15 protein-coding genes are annotated in these 20,308 nt (G+C 72.7%); 9 read left to right on the top strand and 6 right to left on the bottom strand.

Features of this window, described 5'->3' with window-relative positions:
- Positions 1-39: 39 nt before the first annotated feature.
- The 5 genes from ACG83_RS45470 to ACG83_RS22140 all read right to left on the bottom strand — a co-directional run bounded on the left by ACG83_RS45470 (position 40) and on the right by ACG83_RS22140 (position 9,433).
- The gene (locus ACG83_RS45470; RefSeq protein ID WP_054568162.1) at positions 40-3,159 is read right to left on the bottom strand and encodes a PKD domain-containing protein; all 3,120 of its coding nucleotides are present in this window, start codon (positions 3,157-3,159) and stop codon (positions 40-42) included.
- Positions 3,156-5,762 carry a transglutaminase-like domain-containing protein gene (locus tag ACG83_RS22155; RefSeq protein ID WP_152991491.1) on the bottom strand — a complete coding sequence of 869 codons (2,607 nt, stop codon included), beginning with the start codon at positions 5,760-5,762 and terminating at the stop codon, positions 3,156-3,158. The genes ACG83_RS45470 and ACG83_RS22155 overlap by 4 nt, the downstream gene beginning before the upstream one ends.
- Positions 5,759-6,994 (bottom strand): DUF58 domain-containing protein, encoded by a 1,236-nt coding sequence (locus ACG83_RS22150; protein WP_054568160.1) that lies wholly within the window; start codon positions 6,992-6,994, stop codon positions 5,759-5,761. Before ACG83_RS22150 ends, ACG83_RS22155 begins: the two co-directional genes overlap by 4 nt.
- The gene (locus ACG83_RS22145) at positions 6,991-7,977 is read right to left on the bottom strand and encodes a MoxR family ATPase (RefSeq protein WP_054568159.1); all 987 of its coding nucleotides are present in this window, start codon (positions 7,975-7,977) and stop codon (positions 6,991-6,993) included. Before ACG83_RS22145 ends, ACG83_RS22150 begins: the two co-directional genes overlap by 4 nt.
- Before the next feature lie 112 nt (positions 7,978-8,089).
- Positions 8,090-9,433 carry a serine/threonine-protein kinase gene (locus ACG83_RS22140; RefSeq protein WP_161934786.1) on the bottom strand — a complete coding sequence of 448 codons (1,344 nt, stop codon included), beginning with the start codon at positions 9,431-9,433 and terminating at the stop codon, positions 8,090-8,092.
- A gap of 942 nt (positions 9,434-10,375) precedes the next feature.
- On the opposite strand from ACG83_RS22140, the gene ACG83_RS22135 reads away from it, so the two are divergent.
- The 5 genes from ACG83_RS22135 to ACG83_RS22115 are packed head-to-tail and all read left to right on the top strand — an operon-like array spanning position 10,376 to position 16,134.
- Positions 10,376-12,112, top strand: a complete 1,737-nt coding sequence (locus tag ACG83_RS22135) for an MFS transporter (RefSeq protein WP_235498090.1) — start codon at positions 10,376-10,378, stop codon at positions 12,110-12,112.
- A 40-nt stretch (positions 12,113-12,152) separates the two neighbouring features.
- Complete coding sequence (locus ACG83_RS22130) at positions 12,153-13,226, top strand: ABC transporter ATP-binding protein (protein WP_054568156.1); 1,074 nt, start codon at positions 12,153-12,155, stop codon at positions 13,224-13,226.
- A 4-nt stretch (positions 13,227-13,230) separates the two neighbouring features.
- Positions 13,231-13,998 carry an ABC transporter permease gene (locus ACG83_RS22125; protein ID WP_054568155.1) on the top strand — a complete coding sequence of 256 codons (768 nt, stop codon included), beginning with the start codon at positions 13,231-13,233 and terminating at the stop codon, positions 13,996-13,998.
- Positions 13,999-14,030: 32 nt separating this feature from the next.
- A complete protein-coding gene (locus tag ACG83_RS22120; RefSeq protein ID WP_054568154.1) occupies positions 14,031-15,527 on the top strand; it encodes a sensor histidine kinase in 1,497 nt (498 codons plus the stop codon).
- Between the two features lies 1 nt (position 15,528).
- A complete protein-coding gene (locus tag ACG83_RS22115; protein WP_054568153.1) occupies positions 15,529-16,134 on the top strand; it encodes a response regulator in 606 nt (201 codons plus the stop codon).
- An 89-nt stretch (positions 16,135-16,223) separates the two neighbouring features.
- Here the strand turns inward: ACG83_RS22115 and ACG83_RS22110 are convergent, their stop codons facing one another.
- Positions 16,224-16,889, bottom strand: a complete 666-nt coding sequence (locus tag ACG83_RS22110; RefSeq protein ID WP_054568152.1) for a TetR/AcrR family transcriptional regulator — start codon at positions 16,887-16,889, stop codon at positions 16,224-16,226.
- 91 nt (positions 16,890-16,980) lie between these two features.
- Here ACG83_RS22110 and ACG83_RS22105 point away from each other — a divergent pair, with 91 nt between their 5' ends.
- From ACG83_RS22105 to ACG83_RS22090, 4 genes are all read left to right on the top strand, one after another.
- A complete protein-coding gene (locus ACG83_RS22105) occupies positions 16,981-17,898 on the top strand; it encodes an alpha/beta fold hydrolase (protein ID WP_076832503.1) in 918 nt (305 codons plus the stop codon).
- The gene (locus ACG83_RS22100; protein ID WP_054568150.1) at positions 17,895-18,458 is read left to right on the top strand and encodes a hypothetical protein; all 564 of its coding nucleotides are present in this window, start codon (positions 17,895-17,897) and stop codon (positions 18,456-18,458) included. The genes ACG83_RS22105 and ACG83_RS22100 overlap by 4 nt, the downstream gene beginning before the upstream one ends.
- 47 nt (positions 18,459-18,505) lie before the next feature.
- Positions 18,506-19,225: a class I SAM-dependent methyltransferase gene (locus tag ACG83_RS22095; RefSeq protein ID WP_054568149.1), complete on the top strand. Its 720-nt coding sequence runs from the start codon at positions 18,506-18,508 to the stop codon at positions 19,223-19,225.
- A 132-nt stretch (positions 19,226-19,357) separates the two neighbouring features.
- A complete protein-coding gene (locus ACG83_RS22090; protein ID WP_054568148.1) occupies positions 19,358-20,197 on the top strand; it encodes an alpha/beta hydrolase in 840 nt (279 codons plus the stop codon).
- Positions 20,198-20,308: the final 111 nt, after the last annotated feature.

The following is a 20,308-nucleotide window of genomic DNA, read 5'->3' as shown; positions in this document are numbered from 1 at the left end:
GGACGGACGGTGTCGCCTGGTCCCGGCGTCAGCACGGTGTTACCCGCCCGCCGGCGGGGTCGGCTCCGGCGTCGGCGCGGGCGGCGGCTCCGTGCTCTCCGGCGGATCCGGGATCGGCTCCGGATCCGTCGTCGGCGGGTCCGTTGTCTGCGGCGTGGTCGGTTCGGTTGTCGGTGTCGTCGGTTCGGTTGTCGGCGTGGTCGGTTCGGTCGTTGGAGTCGTCGGTCCAGTCTCCGGCGGGTCCGTGGTCTGGCTGGGGGGTGGCGACGTCGTTGGCGGGGGCGGGCCGTAGCCGTCCAGGGTGACCTCGTCGTGGGCGGACGAGGCGCCGGCCGCGTTCGTCGCGTCGATGGAGATCCCGTAGGTTCCGCCGGGAACGCCGTCGACGACGACGGTGGTCGAGAGCGCCGTCGTGACGCTGCTCTGCGCGTCCTGGCCGGCAACGCCCGGATACGTCTGCGAGACGGAGTACTGCTCCACGTAGGTGTTGGACGGCGCGGTCAAGGTCCAGGTGATCTGGGTACCGACGATCGACCGGATGATGCCGACCGAGGCTGGTGTAGCGCAGCCCATGCCGATGACTGGGTCCGAGACCAGGCTTCCGCTTGGGCCGGTGGCTGTCACCGTGATGGTGAACTGGCGGCAGTCGGTGGTGCGGAAGGAGATCTGGTCGGCCTGCGGCTGCACGCTGAAGCCGGCACCGCCACCGCCGTCCGTGTAGGACCACGCGTAGGTGACTGACCCGTCCGTCACGGCGTTGCCGATGGTGACGCTGAAGCCGAAGCCGTCGCCGGGCTGCACCACGGGCTCCGGCTTATGCATGGCGCACAGGCCGACTGACTGTGGGTCGAGTTCGCGTGGGTCGAGGACCTGTGGGTTGGCGGGGGTCTCGGTGCCGTCGGCGGCGTAGGCGGAGAGGGTCAGGTTGAAGCCGTCGCAGGTCGACGGGATCACGTCGAACGTTCTGTCCGTGATCGGGGTGACTCCGACGTCCGCCCGGTCGGCGGTGAGACCGAAGCGGGCGGTCGGTGCGCCGCCCGTGCCGGGGGCCGCCTCGACGCGCCAGTGGTCGCCGGCGGCGGTCACGGTCATGGTGGGGGGAGGCGGCGCCCCCGAGCCGATGATCGTGACCTGCTGGCTGGCGCGGCTGGTGTTCCCGGCCTGGTCGGTCACGGTGACCGACACGACGAAGGTTGCTCCGGGCTGGGCGGACTCGTAGGTGTGGGTGGCGCTCGCCGCCGCCCCCGAGCCGCCGGCCGCGGTGCCGTCGCCGAAGTCGAAGGCGTAGCCGGCGATCGGGCCCGTGCCGGCGGTGGAGCCGGAGGCGTCCGCGGTGATGTGCAGCGGTGCCTCGCCGCTCGCCGGTGTCACCGTCAGCCGTGCGACGAGCAGGTTCGTCGGCGGCGCGTCGATCGGTGCCGTTCCGGGTGGTGGGGAGCCGGCGTTCTCGACCGATGGTGTGCCGCGGCGGTCGACGGTGAGGCGCACGGCGGGGGTGGCCTGGCGGCCGTCCGCGAGGACGGCGTGCGCGACGACCAGGTAGTTCCCCAGCTGGGACCAGGCGTGGCTCGCCTGGCTGCCGCTGCCGGTCGTGCCGTCGCCGAAGGACCAGGTCGCGCCCGCGATCCGGGTTCCGTCCCGGGCGGCGAGGCGCAGTGTGACCGGCTGGCCGATCCGGACCCGGACCGCCGACACCTGGATCGTCACCTCGGGGTCGCTGGTTTCGGCGCCGTCCGAGGTGTTCTTCACGTCGCTGATGCGCGGGGAGGGGGCGGTGTCGGGCAGCGGTGCCGTCGCGGGTTGCGCGCCGCCGTCCGTGCTGCTGTCGCCATCGCCTGCGCCGCTGGTCGCGGAGCCGCCGGCGAGGCCGTCACCGGGCCGGTCCGGGTTGTACTTCTCGATGACCCGCACGCTGCCGTCGAGGCGGATCGCGCCGGCCCGGAAGCTGGACGGGTCGTTGAAGAAGATGAACGGGCCCTGCGTGACCAGCTCGAACCGGGTGCCGGCGGGCAGCACCTCGGGCCGGGCGACGACCCGGCGCTGGTCGACGTCGACGACGATGACATGCCCGTCGGTGAAGTCGGGGAGGAACACCCGGCCGGCGGCCTCCCGCGGCTGGCCCAGGTCGTGGCCTGCCGCCGCGAGATCCACAACGGTGTCGCAACGCCCCGTCGCAAGATTGCTGATCACCAGTGTGCCGTGCTGGCCGCTGGCCGCGTACACCACCGGACGGCTTGTGCTGCCGAGGATCACCACCGACCGGTCGGCGGCCGTCGTCTCCAGGCAGGTGCTGGCATCGGGCCCGATTTCGGCACCGCCTCCGTCGCTTCCGCCACTGCCTCCGCTGCCTCCGCCTCCGCCTCCGCTGCCTCCGCCTCCGCCTCCGCCTCCGCTGCCTCCGCCTCCGCCTCCGCTGGCATCGTCGCCGCTGGCGCCGCCTCCGCCGCCGGTGTCGCCGACCGCGCGGACGGTGCGGGCCGCCGGGTCGACCACGGCCGGCCGGTCGCCGGCGAGGACGAGCTGGCTGCTGGCGGTGACACCGGCGCGGGTCCGGCCCTTCCCGCCGTGCTCGTCGAGCCGCACCAGGTCACCGTTGTCGCGGTCGACCAGCCACAGCCGGCCGAAGCCGTCGGTGACCGCGCTGCCCGACCCGGCGCGCGCCGCGACCGACTGCAGCGAACGTGCCTGCAGGGTGCCCGGGTCGGCGGTCGTGACCAGGCCTGACTCCTCGTCGACGACGTAGGTCGCGGCACTGGTCGGAAACACCCGCAGCTGTCGCTGGCCCGAACCGAACCGGACCGGTTCGGAGGCTTCGAACGTCGCGCCGTCGACGCGCAGCACGCTGCCCGCCGTGCGGTTGACGACGTAGGCGTCCGGCCCCGACTGCGCGGACGTCAGATCCCCACTGCCGACGGCGACCTTGGTCACCACCTGGGACGACGCACCGTCGACGAGCGCGGCCTGGCCGGTGGCGGAGGACACCAGCCAGGCCGCGCCGTCCTCGACGGCCAGCAGCCTGCCCGGCACCCCGCCGGCCTGGCCGACGAGCACCGCCCCGCCGGCGAGCAGTGCCAGCGCGACCACCACCCGCAGCACGTTCCGGGGCCGCGGCACCTTCCGGGGCCCGCGCTTGTTCGGGGGCCGGCGCAGGTTCCTCATCGCGTCACCTCGTGTACGTCCCTCGGCCGGCCCGAGCGGGAGCGGGAGTCAGAGCGGGAGCGGGGCAGCAGCGGGCGCGGGTCGAGCGCGGCCCGCGCCCGTGCACCGTTCCCGCGCCAGCCCTGCCCGCGCCAGCCGTGCCCGGGCCGACGTCCGAGATCGTTGATGGTCAGGTCGGTCAGGTGCCAGGCCTGGCGGGCGTCGTCCTCGCCCGGCTCGGCCGCGGCGAACAGCGCCATCGTGACCAGCGGCGCCAGCGCCTCGAGATGGTGCGCCGCCGGGGCGCAGCCGGGCAGAGCCCCGGCGTGGCCGCAGACCTGCCGCGGGGTGAGCGCGGCGGTGCCGGTCAGGCCGTGTTCGGCGAGCCGGTCGCCGACCTCCCGCCAGGCGGCCTCGATCCGCGTGGTCGGGGTGCCGGTGCGCCGCCGTCGTCGCCGGCGGCGACGCTTCTCCACCGGGACCAGCGCGACCAGCAGCACCGGCACGGCGGCCACCGCGGCGGCGTAGCCGAGCCACGTCCAGCTCCGGCCGGTGCCCGTGCCGCCGCCGGCGCCCGTGCCGGCCGGGTCGAGCTGGGGGACGACGACGGGGGTCACCACATCCACGCTCTGCTCCTGCTGGCCGGTGTCGGCGCTGGTCGCGCGGTCGACCGGGGGCAGCGCGAGCCCGAGCCGGCTGACGTCGGTGGGCTCGAACGGGACCCAGCCGAGCCCGGCGAGCGCAACCTCCGGCCAGGCGTGGGCCTGTCGGGTCGTCACGTGGAACGCCCCCTGGCCGTCGCCGGACTGTTCGTCCAGCAGGTAGCCGACCGCGATCCGGGTCGGGAACCCCTGGGTGCGGGCGAGGATGGCGAAGGCGGCGGCGTGCTGCTCGGCGTAGCCACGGCGGTCCGCGTCCGCGTCCGACCCCGGCCCTGAACCCGTGCCCGAAGCGGCTGTTGTGCCGCTGGCTGCTGTCCTGCCCGCGTCGAGCAGACGGGTCACGGCGCCGTACGAGTGGCCCGGCCGGGCGTCCCCGTCGTACGGGAAACGCTGCGGGTCACGCAGGTAGCGCTCCAGCGCGAGCAGCTTGTCGTAGGACGTCGCCGCCGTCCCCATCACCTCGTCGGCGAGCTGCGTCAGCTCGGGGGCCAGGCCTGGCGGCAGCGCCACCGCGCCGTCCGTCGCGGGCCCGATCGCCGCGCGGGCGAGGCGGAGGTCCTCCGCGCCGGGGGTGGCGACCTCGGCCCGCAGCTGGTAGCCGTCGCCGTCACGCGGGACGGACGTCGCCGCGACGGCACCCGACTCGGCCTGGACGGAGATCTCCCGCCCGTGCAGCGTGACCGGCACACCGACCTGCGGCAGCAGGGTGCGGTCCCAGGCCTCGATCGACACGTCCAGGCCCACCTGGGCGGTGGGGACCGTCACGGCCGGGCCGTCCTGGGGCAGGGTGCTGCCGGCGCGCAGGAAGAGCCCGGCGTCGCGCCAGGTCGCCCCGTCGAAGTCGCCGAGCGCGGCGATGCGCAGCCGGTCCACGGGCAGACGTCCGGTGCTGGTGGAAAGCCGCGCGGTGAACAGCGAGCGCGGCGGGTTCGTCCGCAGCTCGACCTGCACCTGGGCGAGCGGGTCGAGCAGCGGCGTCGCCTCGACCGGTGGGGTCCGATGCTCCCTCGGGTCGAAGCGCCCATCGCCGTCGGCGAGGGGGAGGACGGCCGCGCCGACGGTCGCGACCGTGGCGGCGGCGGCGACCAGCGGCAGCCCGAGCACCAGCACCGACGCCGACGCCGACGGGCCGGAACCCTCCGGTCCGTCCGCATCGCCGGACTGCGACGCCCGCAGCAACACGAGCACGAGTGCGGTGCAGGTGAGGCATCCGGTGAGCGGCAGCTGGGACCGTTCGCCGGCCGCGGTGACGATCAGGGTGAGAACCTCCGCGAGCACCGCGGGCAGCAGCGGGAGCAGCACCGCCCCAGTGCGCAGGGCCAGCGCGACGGCGGCGAACGTGGCCGCCCACAGCAGCAGGCTCGGGGCGAGCAGCAGCTCGCCGGTCGGGTCGGCGGGCAGCCCGACGGTGAGCAGGTCCGCCCAGCCCTCACGCAGTGCGCCGGCGAACGCCGACGGCGCGGCGCCGCCGCGGGCGCCGAACAGGGCGAGCAGCGCGAACAACAGCCAGCCGCCGGCGGCGACCGCCACGATCGCGTCGATCTTCAGGCGGTTGGATGTCGCCGCGGCCAGCACGCCCGCCAGCAGCACCGCGCCGCCGAGCGGCGCCAGGAACGCGGTGCCCGCGAAGAAACCACGGTAGGTCGCCGCCACCTGCACCATCAGCAGGACGACCACGGCGGCCTGCGTGAACCGACGGCCCAGGGGCCGGGCCTTCGCGCCCACCGCCGTGGTCGGCGCAGCGGTGGCCGCGACCGCCGGCACAGACGCGGACGTAGACGGGACGGCGGGCATCGGTAGCGGCATGGGTACCGCAGGCGGTGGACCCGGTGGTCGTCCCGCGGTCGGCGGCGCCAGCAGCGTGGCCGCGTCGGAGATGTCCGCAAGGGCGAGATCTCGTTGCCGCCCCGCGGCGCCCCCGGGCAGCGCACCGGCGCCCGGTACCTGCGTCTCGCGGCTCAACGGGCCACCCGCGTGTTCCAGGCGGCCACGAAATCCTCGCTGGTGCGCACGTTGAGCACCAGCGCTCCGCGGACTGCCGGGCCGGGCCGCCCCGGTGTCGCACCGACCTGGACGAGGGTCACCATCGCGAACCGTGGGCGGACCGCCGACACCGTGGCCGCGGCGGCCGCGGCCGGCTGACCGGTCACGATCCCGAGCACGACACCGCCGTCGCGGGGAACCATCCCGGCCAGTGCGGTCAGGCCCGGGTCGTCCGCACCGGCCTCGACCCCGGCGAGCAGGTCGAGGACCGCCATCGGCGCCCCTTCGCCCCGCTGGGCGACCGCGCGCTGGCCACCGGTCGTATGCACCTCGACGGGAAAACCGTGCGTCACCGCCGCGGCGGCGAGCGAGGCGGCGATGCGCACCGCGTCCTCGAAGCGGCCGTGCACCTGTCCCTGGCCGCGGCCATCGCCGGCGCTGTGACCGTCGCCGTCACCGCGGCGGCCGTCGTTCGCGCGGCCGCCGTTCGGAGCGTCCAGGTAGGGGGCGGCGCTGGTGTCGAGCACGACCAGCATCCGCGGCTCGCGGGGCACGACGTTGTGGCGGACCATGAACTTGCCGGCCCGCGCGGTGGAACGCCAGTGGATGAGCCGCAGGTCGTCGCCGCGGACGTAGTCACGCAGACCGTGGAAGGCCACGCCGCCCGGTGCGGCGGCTGCGGTGGTCGGTCCGTCCAGGTCAGGTGAGCCGCCGGTTGGCAGCGGCACCACCGGCAGCAGCTTCGGGTACACCCGCAGCACCGAGCGGGACGGGAACCCCCGCCGCAGATGCATCAGCCGCAACGGGTCGGCGTGCCCGAGGGTCAGCGGCCCGACCTCGAAGACGCCGCGCTGGGCCGTCGGCAGCTGGTATTCGGCCTGCTGGCAGCCACCCGGCGGCAGGCTCGCCACCGTGATCCCGACCGGCTGCCCGCCCACCGACTCGCCGACGACCATCGGTGGGGAGCGACGTCGAGCCGTGTTGGTCACGACCAGGACGCCGCGGGCCATCCCGCCCTCCGCGACCCGGTCCGGACGGATCTCGCGCTCGATCGTCACCTCGGGCCTGGCGAGCATCCAGCCGGCGGCCGCGGCCACGACCGTCGCCGCGCCCAGCCCGAGAACGATCAGCTCCGGGTAGTCGAGCAGGATCCCCGCTACGAGGAGCACCGCCGCGGCCACGATCATCGTGGCACCGGATCGCGTGATCACCGCATCGCCAGCCGCTGGTTCGGGACCGGGACCGACGCGAGCGTCTCACCGAGCAGGTCGACGGCGCGCAGGCCCGACATCTCCGCCTCGGGACGCAGCAGCACCCGGTGCGCGAGGACGGACGGTGCCAGCGCCTTGACGTCGTCCGGCGTCGCGTAGGTGCGGCCGTCGGCGGCCGCGTGCGCCTGCGCGGCGGCGGCGAGCGCCAGCGCACCACGGGTGCTCACCCCGAGGCGCACCTCGGGCCGGCGCCGGGTGGCGTCGGCGAGCGTGACGATGTACCCCAGCAGCTGCGCGGACAGGTGCACCCGCCGAGCGATCCCGATCATGCGTTCGACGTCGGCCGTGGTCAGGACGGGTGTCACCGCGGCGGCGGACTGACCGCCGCGGCGGTTCGCCAGCACCTCCACCTCGGCCGCGTGGTCGGGGTAGCCGAGCGTGAGGCGCATCATGAACCGGTCGATCTGCGCCTCGGGCAGGTCGTACGTCCCGCCGTGCTCGACCGGGTTCTGGGTGGCGACGACGACGAACGGGCGCGGTACCGCGAGCGGCTGGCCGTCCACGGTGACCTGCTGTTCCTCCATGACCTCCAGCAGGGCCGACTGCGTCTTCGGCGAGGCGCGGTTCACCTCGTCGGCCAGAATGATGTTGCCAAAGATCGGGCCCGCCTGGAACTCGAAGATCCTCTTCTCCGGGTTCCACACCTGCACGCCGGTGACGTCGGTGGGCAGCAGGTCGGGCGTGAACTGGATCCGCCGCATCGTGCCGGCGACCGAGTTCGCCACCGCCTTCGCCAGCGACGTCTTGCCCGTCCCGGGGACGTCGTCGATCAGCACGTGGCCCTCGGCCGCCATGCACACGGTGACGAGCCGAACGATCTCGGTCTTGCCCCGGATCAACGTCTCCACGTTGCGGACGAGTGCCGCGCAGCGTTCCGCGAACCAGGTGGCCTCGCTCGCGTCCACCAGAGATTCCGTCATCATTCCCCCGTTCGGGGCGGCAGGCCTTCTCCTGCCGCCCAGCGTCCTCACCGGGCCTGGCCCGGGCCTGAGCCGGGCCTGGGCCGGTATGCCGGTACTCCGGCCGCGGCCGGAGTCACCTGGCCAGCGCCACCACCGCGGCCACCAGCAGGCCGACCGAACCGAGCAGCACCGTCACGGCGACCGCCGCGCGGACGCCGAACCTGCGGTAGCCGACATCGGACCCGGTGTGGACCACCACCCGCGGCTCGTCCCCGACCACCTGCTGCAGCGCACCCGCGGGGCGGGGCGCAGCGGCCGGCCGCGGGAACGCCCGGGCAGTGGCAGGCACCGGCCCGGGCACGACCACAGTCACCGGCGCCGGCAACTGCGCGGGTGCTGGCCCTGGCGCGGGCAACGGCTCAGTCGCGGACAGCGGCGCTGGTGCGGGCAGCGGCGCAGGCGCAGGCGCTGGCCCTGGCGCGGGCAATGGCGCAGTCGCAGACAGCGGCGCTGGCGCTGGCAACGGCAACAGCACGGCAGCCGGTGCAGCAGTCCGCGCCGGCGGCGGGATCTTGACTGTGACCGCGTCACCTGCGGCGAGGGCGCGGATGTCGTCATCCAGAGCCAGCATCATGCCCGCGCGTTCCAGCCAGCCCGGCCCGAGCGAATCGTAGGCCGCGCGGGCCAGCGCGGCGGAGAACTCGCGGGCCGTCTGGTACCTGTCGACGGGGCGCTTGCCCAGTGCGCGGAGCACGACGGCGCCGAGTGGCGCCGGTGCGGTGTGCAGCGGCTGCGGTATCTCGTCCAGATGGCTGCGCCGCAGCCCTTCGAAGGACCGCGCGTCGGTCGGCGCCGCCCGGAACGGCGGCCGGCCGGCGAGCAGCTCGTAGAGAATGACGGCGAGCGCGTAGAGGTCGGTGGACGGCGTCAGCCGCCCGGCCAGGAACTGTTCCGGTGCCATGTACCGCGGGGTTCCGACGGCGGTCGCCGTCTGCAGCGCGGTGCCGGCGTACTCGCGGGCGATTCCGAAGTCGGCGACCTTGAGCTGCCCTCTGTTCGTGAACAGGACGTTCGCCGGCTTCACATCCCGGTGCAGCACGCCCTGCTCGTGGGCGTATCCGAGGGCCGCGGCCGTGGCGAGACCCGCCGCGCACACCTGTTCCGTGGACAGCCCGCGGGTGGCCCGCCCGCGCAGGGTGCCGCCACCGAGCAGCTCCATGACGATGAACGCGGAGCCGTTCTGCTGAATGTAGTCGTACACCTGCACCACGTGCGGATGCTCGACCCTGGCCAGGGTGAGGGCTTCCGCCTTGGCGTCACCGTCGCCATCGGCACCGTGCACGACTTTGACGGCCACCTCGCGATGGAGCCGGTTCTGGCCGGCGAAAACCACACCGAAAGCGCCGTGGCCGATCTCGTTGCCGATCTGGTAGCCGGGTAATGCGGCCATGATCAGATCACGGTTGTCGGTCACCATCTCGCCCCCCCAGGCACGGAACGCCGTGACTCTGGAGCCCGCGGCGGTGCAGCAGTCCATCATCGCAGATCGGGTGATGTCGGGTGCGTTCTGATGCGTCCTGGTGTGCCTGTTGGCATTGCGGTGATCGTGTGGCGCTGAAACGAATCGGATCATTGTGCTGTTCTCGCATTAGGGGTGGGGTGGATGGATCTGTTCATCGCTGGCGCCACCCTCGCCACCCGCCAGGCCTCGCCGTCCTCGCTGGAGTGATCTCCTTCAGGGCGGGAGCATCGTCGGCGAGCCTGCCGCCGAGCTTCCGGCTGTGACTCGTCGTCGACCGGAATCGCTCACGCGGCCCTCGGGGTCAAGTCCGTCCTTGTCGCAAAGGTGGCGTCGATCACGGTTGAGAGGATTTTGTTGTCCTGAGGCCTCTCGCGGAATCGTGGGCTTCGGGTCGGCGTTGCCGACGGGCAGGAGGTGAGGATTTTGGCTGCTGGAACGACCGAAATCCTTACTTTTTGTGGATCGTCAAGATGGCTTTGTGCGACCTTCGTTCCTTTTGCTGTGAATTGGTGCCGCGATACCGTGGTGACAGGGGAAGGATCCTCATCTCCTCGCCTCCGCCTTTCCTCCGGGTGTCCGTGGATGCTCCGATTTTTCGCCGGCCGGGCTGGCTGTCTTGTTGTCAGAGGGGCACCGGGCGGCGGCGCAGGTTTCTGAGCAGGTGTGCTGGCTGGCGGGTGCACCGACAATGAGGCGGCCGACCGCCGGCTCCGCGCTCGTCGCCGAATCCGTCGACGAGGCCCGAACCGGCGGGACGCGGAGAAATGCGGCGGATATGGCGGTGACCGCGGCGGCACCTGCCCGGATGCCTCGGTGGGGAGGACGGCTATGGCCCAGACCGGAGATGGCCCTGACCCAGGCCCTGACCCTGGACCCGGTGGCGGTTCCGGCGGTGGGATGGTGCTGCTCACGCTGTGCGCCGGGCAGTTCCTGATGACTCTGGACAGCTCGGTCATGAACGTGTCGATCGCGACGGTCTCCGCGGATGTCGGCACCACGGTGAGCGGCATCCAGACCGCCATCACCTTCTACACGCTGGTCATGGCGGCATTCATGATCACAGGTGGTCGGATCGGCCGGATCTTCGGCCGCCGGCGGGTCTTCGCCGTGGGGTGCGCCATCTACGGCTGCGGGTCGCTGACGACCTCGCTCGCGGGGAACCTGCCCGTGCTCATCCTGGGCTGGTCCTTCTTCGAAGGGATCGGCGCAGCGCTGATCATGCCCGCGATCGTCGCACTGGTCGCGTCGAACTTCGCGGCGGCCGACCGGCCGCGCGCCTACGGCCTGGTCGCCTCGGCGGGCGCGATCGCGGTGGCGACCGGGCCGCTTGTGGGTGGCCTTTTCACCACCTATCTCTCCTGGCGTTGGGTGTTCGCCGGCGAGGTGCTGGTCGTGCTGGGCATCCTGTTCTTCGCCCGCCAGCTGACCGACACACCGGAGCCGGCCCCGCCGCCGAGCACGGCACGGCCAGCACCAGCCCTCTCCGAGCAGCGTGACGCGGCTGGCCGGGCTGACGCAGCTGACGGGTCTGGACGGGTCGGTGAGGCTGGCCGGGCTGGTGAGATGAACGGCCTCGACCCGGTGGGTACCGTGCTGTCCGCTCTCGGCCTGTGCCTGGCGGTGTACGGCATTCTGCGGGCGGGATCCTGGGGACTGTTCCGTCCCAAGGCCGGTGCTCCCGCCTGGCTCGGAATCTCACCGACGTTCTGGCTGCTGCTTGCCGGCCTGGTGGTGTTGCGCCTGTTCCTGTGGTGGGAGAACGCACGGATCGCGCGTGGGCGGGCATCCCTGTTCGACCCCGCGATGCTGCGCAGCCCCGTCCTGCGCGGCGGCCTGACATCCTTCTTCTTCCAGTACCTCCTGCAGGCCGGGCTTTTCTTTGTTGTGCCGTTGTTCCTGTCGGTGTCGCTGGGTCTGTCGGCGGTCGGGACCGGTGTCTGGCTGCTGCCGTTGTCCGTGACGTTGCTCGTCGCCGCGGTCGGCATCCCGAAGGCCTTTCCGCATGCCTCCCCACGCCGTACTGTCCGCGGCGGCTTTCTTGCACTCCTCGTCGGGATCGTGATCCTGGTCGCCGCGCTCGACCTCGGCGCCGGGCCGCAGATCGTGGTCTGGCCGCTGCTGCTCGCCGGCCTGGGCATCGGCGCGCTCGCCTCCCAGCTGGGCAGCGTCACCGTTTCCTCCGTCGCGGACGAGCACAGCGCGGAGGTCGGCGGTGTGCAGAACACGGTGACGAACCTGGGTGCATCGATCGGGACCGCCGTGGCCGGAACGGTGCTCATCGCCAGCCTGACGACGTCCTTTCTCGCCGGAGTGCGGGAAAACCCGGCGGTTCCGCCGGACCTCGCCGCGCAGGCGAATGTGAAGCTGGCCCAGGGCGCTCCGTTTCTTTCCGACCGGGATCTGCGGGCAAAGCTCACCGCGGCCGGTGTGCCCGCGCCGACCGTCGACATCATCGTCGAGGAGAACGCCGACGCGCGCGTGACGGCGTTGCGGGCCTCGCTGGCGGTCCTCGTCTTCTTCGCGCTGCTCGCGACCGTTTTCACCGGCCGGATTCCGCTGCGCCAGCCCACCGGGACGTCGCCCGAAGCCCTCCCCGAACCCTTCCCCGGAGAAGCCCCGTCGCCCCGGGGCTGAGGCGCTTCCTGTCACTCGCCTCGGTCATGGTTCATGACACATGTCATGGCTGAACAGTGACGACGATGACTGGGGTGAGGCCGGCCCGGAGAGGACCCTCGACACCATGACGAGCGACCCTCCTGTGAGTGTCCGCCTGTCCGGGCTGCGCAAGATGTACGGGGCGGTCCGGGCTGTCGACGGCATCGACCTGGCCGTTGACGCCGGGGAGATCGTCGCGCTGCTCGGTCCGAACGGCGCCGGCAAGTCGACGACGATCGACATGCTGTTGGGCCTCACCCGGCCGGACGAGGGCGCGGTCACACTGTTCGGGCTCGGCCCACGCCAGGCCTGCGCCGCCGGGCGGGTCGGCGCGATGCTGCAGAACGGCGGGCTGCTGCCAGGGGTCTCCGTCGGGCGGATGCTGCGCGACGTCGCGTCGCTCTACCCGCGCGCGCTGTCGGTCGACGAGGTTCTCGACCGGGCCGGTGTCACCGACCTCGCCGGATCCCGCACCGACCGGCTTTCCGGCGGCGAGCGGCAACGGGTCCGGTTCGCCCTCGCCCTGCTGCCGGACCCGGACCTGATCGTGCTCGACGAGCCCACCGCGGCGATGGACGTCGAGAGCCGGCGCGCGTTCTGGGTGGCCATGCGGGCGTGGGCGGCTGGTGGGCGCACAGTTCTGTTCGCCACCCACTACCTGGAGGAGGCCGACGACTTCGCGGACCGCATCGTGCTGCTGCGCCGCGGCCGGGTGATCGCGGACGGGCCGACGTCCGAGGTGAAGGCACTCGTCGGTGGCCGGACGATCCGGGCCACGGTGCGCGGGCTGGACGCCTCCGCGCTCGACGAGCTGCGCGGGCTGCCCGGGGTCGCCCGGGCGGAGCGGCGCGGTGACGTGGTCAGCCTCGCCTGCCCGGACAGCGACCGGGCGCTGCGCGCGCTGCTCGCCACCTGCCCGGACGCCTGCGACATCGAGATTGTCGGTGCCGGGTTGGAGGATGCCTTCATCGCTCTCACCAGCGACACCGCTCTCACCAGCGACACCGCTCTCACCGGCGAGACCGCCCTTACCAGCGACGCGACCCCTGCCTCTGCCCCCGCCCCCGCCTCCACTTCGGCCGCGAGGAGATAGATAAATGATCGAGAGCTGTCTTGCCGCCGGCGGTCGGGGCACCTACCTCCGGTACATCCGCTCCGAGATCATCCGGGCTATGCGCAACACCCGGCTGGTCGTGTTCAGCCTGGTCATGCCGATTCTCCTGTTCGCCGCGTTCAGCGCGAGCGACGACGGCGACACGCTCGGCGGGCTGGAGATCGCCCCGTACATCATGATCAGTATGGCCACGTTCGGCGCGATGAACGCGGTACTCGGCTCGGCCGGGCGCATCGCCGTCGAACGGTCGATCGGCTGGAACCGCCAGCTGCGGCTCACCGCCCTCACCGGCTCCCAGTACGTGTTCGGGAAGGTGGCGACCGGTTTCACCACGGCCGTGCTGCCGATCGTCGCCGTCTTCGCCTACGGCCGGGCGACCCGCGGAGTGGAACTGTCCGCGGGAACCTACTTCGGTGCCGGTGCGTCCATCCTGCTGAGCCTCCTCCCGCTGGGCGGGTTCGCCGTCTGGCTGGGTTATCTCGTGCGCCCGGAGAACCTGCAGGCCGTCGCGGGTGGGGTGTTCAGCCTGCTGGCGCTCGCCGGCGGCATCTGGGTGCCGATCGAGCAGTTCCCGGGCTGGCTCGCCGATATCGTGAAGGAGCTTCCGATGTACTGGTCGGCGCAGGCCGGCCGTGCGGTCCTGGAAGGCGGCTGGGTTGGCTGGCAGGGGCTAGGCACGCTCGCGATCTGGTCGGTCGTGCTCGCCGCCGTCGCCGGCCGCGCCTACGCCCGCGACCAGCTGCGTACCTGACGCGGGCGCGGCGGAGAGAGGCGAGTCCGGCGATGGCGAGTGCCCGCTGGCCAGCCGGCGACGGTGAACCCGCGGTGGCGGTGACCGGGGTACGCGGTGATCGCGACCTGCCCGGGGCGTTGGTGGCCTGGCTTCTGCGCCCCACGCTGACGGGGGAGCGGCGGGCCGACGAGGCCGGGATGAACGCGGCGCGCTGGCGGCGCAGCGCGGGTGTGTTCCTGATCTACCTCGCGTACGCGGTCGTCGACATGGCCCGCCTGAACGAAGGCCCCGCCACCATGGCGTACGGCTTCGTGATCCTGGCCGTGTTCATCTACCTCTACATCGGTCTGCTGCCGCAGGTGCTGTTCGGCGACCGGGAACGCCACCGCCTGACGGTGATGATCGGAATGACGGCCTGCGTCGTCTGCTACCTGCCGATCGCGGGCGGCGGTGGCCTGGTGATGACGATCTACCTGGCGATGACGTTCGTCCTGCTGCTGCGTCCGATCGTCTCGCTGCCGCTGGTGGCCGCGTGTGTGGTGATCGAGACCTGGCTGCCGGAGCAGGTCGGGTGGTGGCAGGCCGACGGTCCGCAGTGGTCACTGTCCGGCCCGGCGCTGCTGTCCGCGATCGCGATGTACGGGGTGCGGGCGGGGGCGCGCAACCAGGCCGAGCTCACCCGGGCCCGCCTGGAGATCGAGCGGTTGGCCAAGGAGCAGGAGCGGCTGCGGATCGCCCGCGACCTGCATGACCTGCTCGGCCACGCGCTCACGACGATCACGGTGAAGGCCGAGCTCGCCTCGAAGCTTGCCCGCCGCGACCCGCAGCGGGCCGCCGCCGAGATGGCCGAGGTCGCGGCACTGGGCCGCCAGGGCCTCGCCGACGTGCGGGCCACCGTGGCTGGCTACCGGGAGGTGAACCTGGTCACCGAGCTGGCCTCCGCCCGGCAGGTGCTGGCCGCGGCCGGCATCTCGGCGGAGCTGCCCGCCACCACCGAAGCCGTCCCCGGCGAGCTGCGCGAGCTGTTCGGCTGGGTGCTTCGGGAGGGAGTGACGAACGCGGTGCGCCACAGCGGCGCCCAGCATGTCCGCGTGCGTGTGGACGGGCACAGCATCGAGATCTCCGACGACGGGTCCGGGCCGCCGTCGGCGCCGGCCTCGTCGCGTCCGGGCTCGGGCCTGGGCGGGCTTCGGGAGCGCGTCGCCGCCGTCGGTGGCCAGCTGGAGGCCGGCCCCGCCGAGTCCGCCGCGGCCACGCCGGGCCTCGCGGCGGCTGGCATGCGGCCCGTGAGAAGGGGCTTCGTGCTGCGCGCGGTCATCCCGTCCGCGGTGGAACCGCTCGCCGAGGCGGTCCCGACGACTGCTTTCCCGGCGGGCCCATTGCCGAACACCGCTGCCCCGGTGGCTGCCGGCTCGGGCGCCGGCGTCGTGGGCTCCGCCGTCTCGAACGCTGCTGGCTCGGGCACTGCCGGCTCGGGCACTGCCGACTCGGGCACTGACCTTCCGGGCCGGGCGGGTACGGCGCGGGCCGAAGAAGGGGCCCGGTGAAGTGATCAAGGTTCTGCTGGCGGATGACCAGCACCTCGTCCGCGGTGCGCTGGCCGCCCTGATCTCACTGGAGGACGATCTCGAGGTCGTCGGCCAGGTCGGGCGCGGCGACGAGGTGGTCTCCGCCGTGACCCGGCTGCATCCGGACGTGGTCCTGATGGACGTCGAGATGCCGGGCATCGACGGCCTCGCCGCCGCCCGGGCCGTGCGGGCCACCGCCCCCGACACCCAGGTGCTGGTGGTGACGACCTTCGGTCGCACCGGCTACCTGCGCCGCGCGATGGAAGCAGGTGCCCTCGGGTTCGTCGTCAAGGACGCCCCCGCCGAGGCCCTCGCGGAGGCGATCCGTCGGGTTGCCCGCGGCGAACGGGTGGTGGACCCGACCCTGGCCGCGGCCACGCTGGCCGGCGGAGCCAGCCCGCTCACCGGCCGCGAACGTGACGTGCTCGTCGCCGCACGCGACGGCGCGACCGTCGCCGACATCGCCCAGCGTCTCTTCCTGTCCGAGGGCACTGTCCGCAACTACCTGTCGGCGGTGATCGCCAAGACCGGAACCCGTAACCGGATGGAGGCCCTGCGCGTCGCCGAGGACTCCGGCTGGCTCTAGCCGAGCAGACCCCGGGCGGTGCCGGCACGGGATCAGCCAGCTCGGTTGACCGGAGTGCCTGCTCGCCTGGAGCGGCGCGGTTCGTGGCTTCAGCGCAGGTCGCTGCGCGGTGCGTGCGGTGCGTGCGGTGCGTGTGACGCGGATGGTGAGGCTCGCAGGAAGGCGAGCGGAAGGAAGAGATCGTCGACGATCTCGACGATCAGGTCGTCGGGGGCGGGCGAGTGCCGCAGCGACAGCTCGGCGTGCAGCAGGTCGACGGGAAGGCGCGCAAGGCGCGCAGGGAGCGCGTCGAGGTCGATCTCTCCGCGGCCGGCGGCACGGTCGAGGACGATTCCCGTCTGGTCGGCGCCGTCCACGTGAGCCTGGCGACGCAGGTGGACGGCCAGGTCGCCGCCGATGTCGGGGACGGCCTGGGCGGCGTGGGCGCGCTGGTTCATCGCGGTCAGGACGGCGATGACGTCGCCGCGCAGGCTCCCGGTGTCGGGCGGTGGGCCGGCCAGGTCGACGACGCGCCGGCTGATGGCGGCGGCGAGCAGGTCGGTTCGGGTGGGCCAGCGGCGGTACAGCACGGCCTTGCTGGTTCCCGCACGGGCCGCGACCGCGGCGACGGTGAGCTCGGCGGAGCCGACCGCGGCGAGCTCCTCCCAGGCCGCGTCCAGGATCGCCTGCTCGAGGGTGTCTCCCCGCCGCCGTGTCCGGGGCGCCGTCTGCCGGTCACGGTTCTCCGCCAGTGGGGTGTCCCTGTCGAGCGGCATGCCAACAAGATACTTGAGTTCCCTAATGCGGCCGACTACGCTGCCCAATAAGAAACCTGAGTATCTTATCTGGTGTAGGTTGGGGTGGATCGTGCGAGACGGAACCCAGACAGGGCTGCTGGACGTACCAGGAGCCACGCTGCACTACAAGATCCGCGGCGACGGCCCCGCGCTGCTGGTGCTGCCGGGCGGTGACGGCGACGCCGACGCCACCGACGCGCTCGCCGCCGGGCTGACCGGCCGGTACGCGGTGATCAGCTATGACCGGCGCGGCCAGGTACGCAGCCCGCTCCAGGACGCGGACGCCACTGTCGACGTGGCGACGCATGGTGACGACGCCGCCCGGGTGCTCGCGGCGGTCGCCGGCGGCCCGGCGCTGGTGCTCGGAGTCAGCCTCGGCGCCCTGATCGGGCTGGATCTGATCTGCCGTCACCCCCACCAGGTGCGGCGGCTCGTCGCACACGAGCCGCCGGCGACCGAACTGCTCCCCGAGCCGGAACGTCAGCAGGCCGTCCATGCCCAGCAGGAGATCGAACGGCTGTACCGCGAGGAGGGGCTCGCCGCGGCCATGCGGCGGCTCCCCGCGCTCGGCGGGGTCGACGTCACCGACCGGGAGCCGGACGTCGCGGTGCCGCGGCCCAGACCGGAGCGGATCGCCAACCTCGCGTTCTTCCTGTCCCACGACGCTCCCGCCGTGCGGCTTCACCGGCTGGCCTGGCCCGGTCTGCGGGCCGCGGCTGGCCGGATCGTGCCCGCGGCCGGTGCCACCTCCACCGGCTTCCCCCGCCAGTGCGCCCGCGCCCTGGCCGAGGAACTGGGCCGGCCGCTGGCCGAGTTCCCCGGCGGGCATTCCGGCTTCGTGCTGCGACCGACCGCGTTCGCGGCCCGCCTGCACGACGTCCTCGACCAGGCGACCGGACCCGCGCGGGATCCCGCCGCGGCGGATCCGGCCGGCCCTCGCCCACGCTCTGACGGACGGCAGCCGTCTCGCCCGGTGGCCCAGCCGTGACCGGCGCGCTGACCGTCTCGTTCACGCGCCGCCGCGGACGCGCGGACCAGGTGCACGTCACCCGCGGCGACACGACCACGACCGGCTGGGAGTTCCCCAGCTATGGCGACGCCCTGCCCCACGACCTCGTCCACCTCGTCGTGGAGGAGGGCCTCGACCTGACCGACGGCTTCTGGGGCCTGATCGACCAGGGGGCCTACGTGGTCATGGTCGGTGACCAGGCCGTGCTGACCCGCGACGGGGTGCCCCTCGCCCAGCGGCCCGACACCGGCTTCGCCGGCCTGCGGCGGGCCGAGGAAGCCGTCGCCATCCTCGGCCCGCAGCCGCACCTGGAACAGTCCGGCGAGATCATTCTTGCCCGGGTCGACCCGGGCTCCTTCGCCACCCCCGACCTGCCCGGTACCGCCCGACGCCTCGGCTTCCAGCTGCCGCAGAGCGCCACATCCGATCGCGTCGACACGATCCACACCCGCCTGCGGGACCTCGCGCGCCGATGGCGTGACGGTGAGGACGGCACGATCACCCTCACCTGGCACCGCGCGTCGACGAGCGGCCGGTGAGCGGCTGGTAAGCGGCCGGTGACGGCCGAATAGGAGAGACTGGCCGTATGGCATCTGCTACTTCAGGTGGTGCGGCTGGTTCCGGAGACCTCTCCGATGACGTCGTTGCCGGTCAGGCGGCCTACAACCGGTGGGTTCTGGCCGCCTACGACATCGGGGTGCTCGGAATTTCCAACAGCTTTGTCTGGCGTTGCCCGACGAAGCGGCTGCGCCGCCTGTACGACGACCACGTCAGCGCCCGGCACCTGGATATCGGTGTCGGCACCGGCTATTACCTCGACAAGGCACGGTGGCCCACACCGAACCCCGCCGTGACCCTGGTGGATCTCAACGAGAACTCCCTGCGGACGGCTTCGGCCAGGATCGGCAGGCTCGCGCCGCTGACCGCCGTCCGCAATGCGCTCGAGCCGGTGGGCACCCTGCCGGGCGCCCCGTTCGACTCGGTCGGCGTGAACTACCTTCTGCACTGCATGCCCGGCTCGCTCGACGTCAAGGCGGAAAAGCTGCTGGCGGCGATCCGGCCGACCATGGGGCCGGGTGCGGTGTTGTTCGGATCGACGATCCTCGCCGACGCCGCCAAGCTGTCCGCGCCGGCGCGGAAACTGCTCGGCTTCTACAACCAGAAGGGGATCTTTCACAACACCGAAGACCAGGTGGGAGCCCTGGACCGGGCGTTGGAGGCCGTGTTCGCCACCCACCGGGTGGAGATCATCGGCGGGGTGGCGACGTTCGTCGCGTCCGAACCGCGTCGACTCGACGTGTCCTGATCGGCGCGGTCCGGCCTCCGTTCCGCCGGCCCCCGCCTCAACCACCGCGATCGATGAGTTTCCAGGTCACCGGATTCTCGGGGGTGGTTCGGCCAGGATGAGGATGCCGCCGACCAGAAGGAGCCACCCGCGATGCCCAGCGAGCACGACGTTCAGCAGATCGAAGAGGCCAACGCCTCCGGGCGCACGCCGGTCGTGTTCGTCCACGGGCTTTGGCTGCTGCCCAGCAGCTGGGAGCGGTGGGCGGAGGTGTTCACCGAAGCCGGCTTCGCGCCCGTCCTGGCCGGCTGGCCCGACGATCCGGAGACCGTCGCCGAGGCGAACGCCCATCCCGAGGTGTTCGCCGGCAAGACCGTCGGCCAGGTCGCGGACCACTTCGCCGACATCATCGGCCGCCTGGACAAGAAGCCGGTCGTGATCGGGCACTCCTTCGGCGGGCTGTTCGCGCAGATCCTGGCCGGCCGAGGGCTGTCTGCAGCCACCGTCGCGGTCGACCCGGCACCGTTCCAGGGTGTCCTGCCGCTGCCGATCTCCACGTTGCGCTCCTCGGCCCCGGTGCTCGGGAACCCGGCCAACGTCCACCGCGCCGTGCCGCTCACCTATGACCAGTTCCGCTACGCCTTCGCGAACGCCGTCAGCGAGGACGAGGCCCAGCAGCTCTACGACACCTTCGCCGTTCCGGCACCCGGCAAGCCGCTCTTCCAGGCCGCCGTCGCCAACTTCAACCCGTGGTCCGAGGTCAAGGTCGACACGGAGAACCCCGAGCGTGGGCCGCTGCTGCTCATCTCGGGCGAGAAGGACCACACGGTGCCCTGGGCGATCACCAACGCCGCCTTCAAGAAGCAGGAACACAACAAGGACGCCGTCACCGAGATCACCGAGATCCCGAACCGCGGCCACTCCCTCACCATCGACGCCGGCTGGCGCGAGGTCTGTGACACCGCCCTGGGCTTCGTCCGGCGTTTCATCTGACCGACGGCTCGGGCGCGTCCTGCCGCAGGACGGCGGCCGTTTCGTGTGCGGGGGCCGGCCGGCGCTGACCGCGGCCGGCCGGTCCGCCGGTCCGCCGGTCCGCCGCTCTGC

The sequence above is a fragment of the Frankia sp. R43 genome, assembly GCF_001306465.1.
Taxonomy (GTDB): Bacteria; Actinomycetota; Actinomycetes; order Frankiales; family Frankiaceae; genus Parafrankia; species Parafrankia irregularis.
This window is presented reverse-complemented; position numbering and strand designations above follow the sequence as displayed.

What these genes read in the sequence shown, in the direction of transcription:
- ACG83_RS45470 (WP_054568162.1), bottom strand. Translation starts at nt 3,159, where the DNA reads ATGAGGAACCTGCGCCGGCCCCCGAACAAGCGCGGGCCCCGGAAGGTG.
- ACG83_RS22145 (WP_054568159.1), bottom strand. Translation starts at nt 7,977, where the DNA reads ATGATGACGGAATCTCTGGTGGACGCGAGCGAGGCCACCTGGTTCGCG.
- ACG83_RS22140 (WP_161934786.1), bottom strand. Translation starts at nt 9,433, where the DNA reads ATGGTGACCGACAACCGTGATCTGATCATGGCCGCATTACCCGGCTAC.
- ACG83_RS22135 (WP_235498090.1), top strand. Translation starts at nt 10,376, where the DNA reads ATGGTGCTGCTCACGCTGTGCGCCGGGCAGTTCCTGATGACTCTGGAC.
- ACG83_RS22130 (WP_054568156.1), top strand. Translation starts at nt 12,153, where the DNA reads ATGTCATGGCTGAACAGTGACGACGATGACTGGGGTGAGGCCGGCCCG.
- ACG83_RS22125 (WP_054568155.1), top strand. Translation starts at nt 13,231, where the DNA reads ATGATCGAGAGCTGTCTTGCCGCCGGCGGTCGGGGCACCTACCTCCGG.
- ACG83_RS22120 (WP_054568154.1), top strand. Translation starts at nt 14,031, where the DNA reads ATGGCGAGTGCCCGCTGGCCAGCCGGCGACGGTGAACCCGCGGTGGCG.
- ACG83_RS22110 (WP_054568152.1), bottom strand. Translation starts at nt 16,889, where the DNA reads ATGCCGCTCGACAGGGACACCCCACTGGCGGAGAACCGTGACCGGCAG.
- ACG83_RS22095 (WP_054568149.1), top strand. Translation starts at nt 18,506, where the DNA reads ATGGCATCTGCTACTTCAGGTGGTGCGGCTGGTTCCGGAGACCTCTCC.
- ACG83_RS22090 (WP_054568148.1), top strand. Translation starts at nt 19,358, where the DNA reads ATGCCCAGCGAGCACGACGTTCAGCAGATCGAAGAGGCCAACGCCTCC.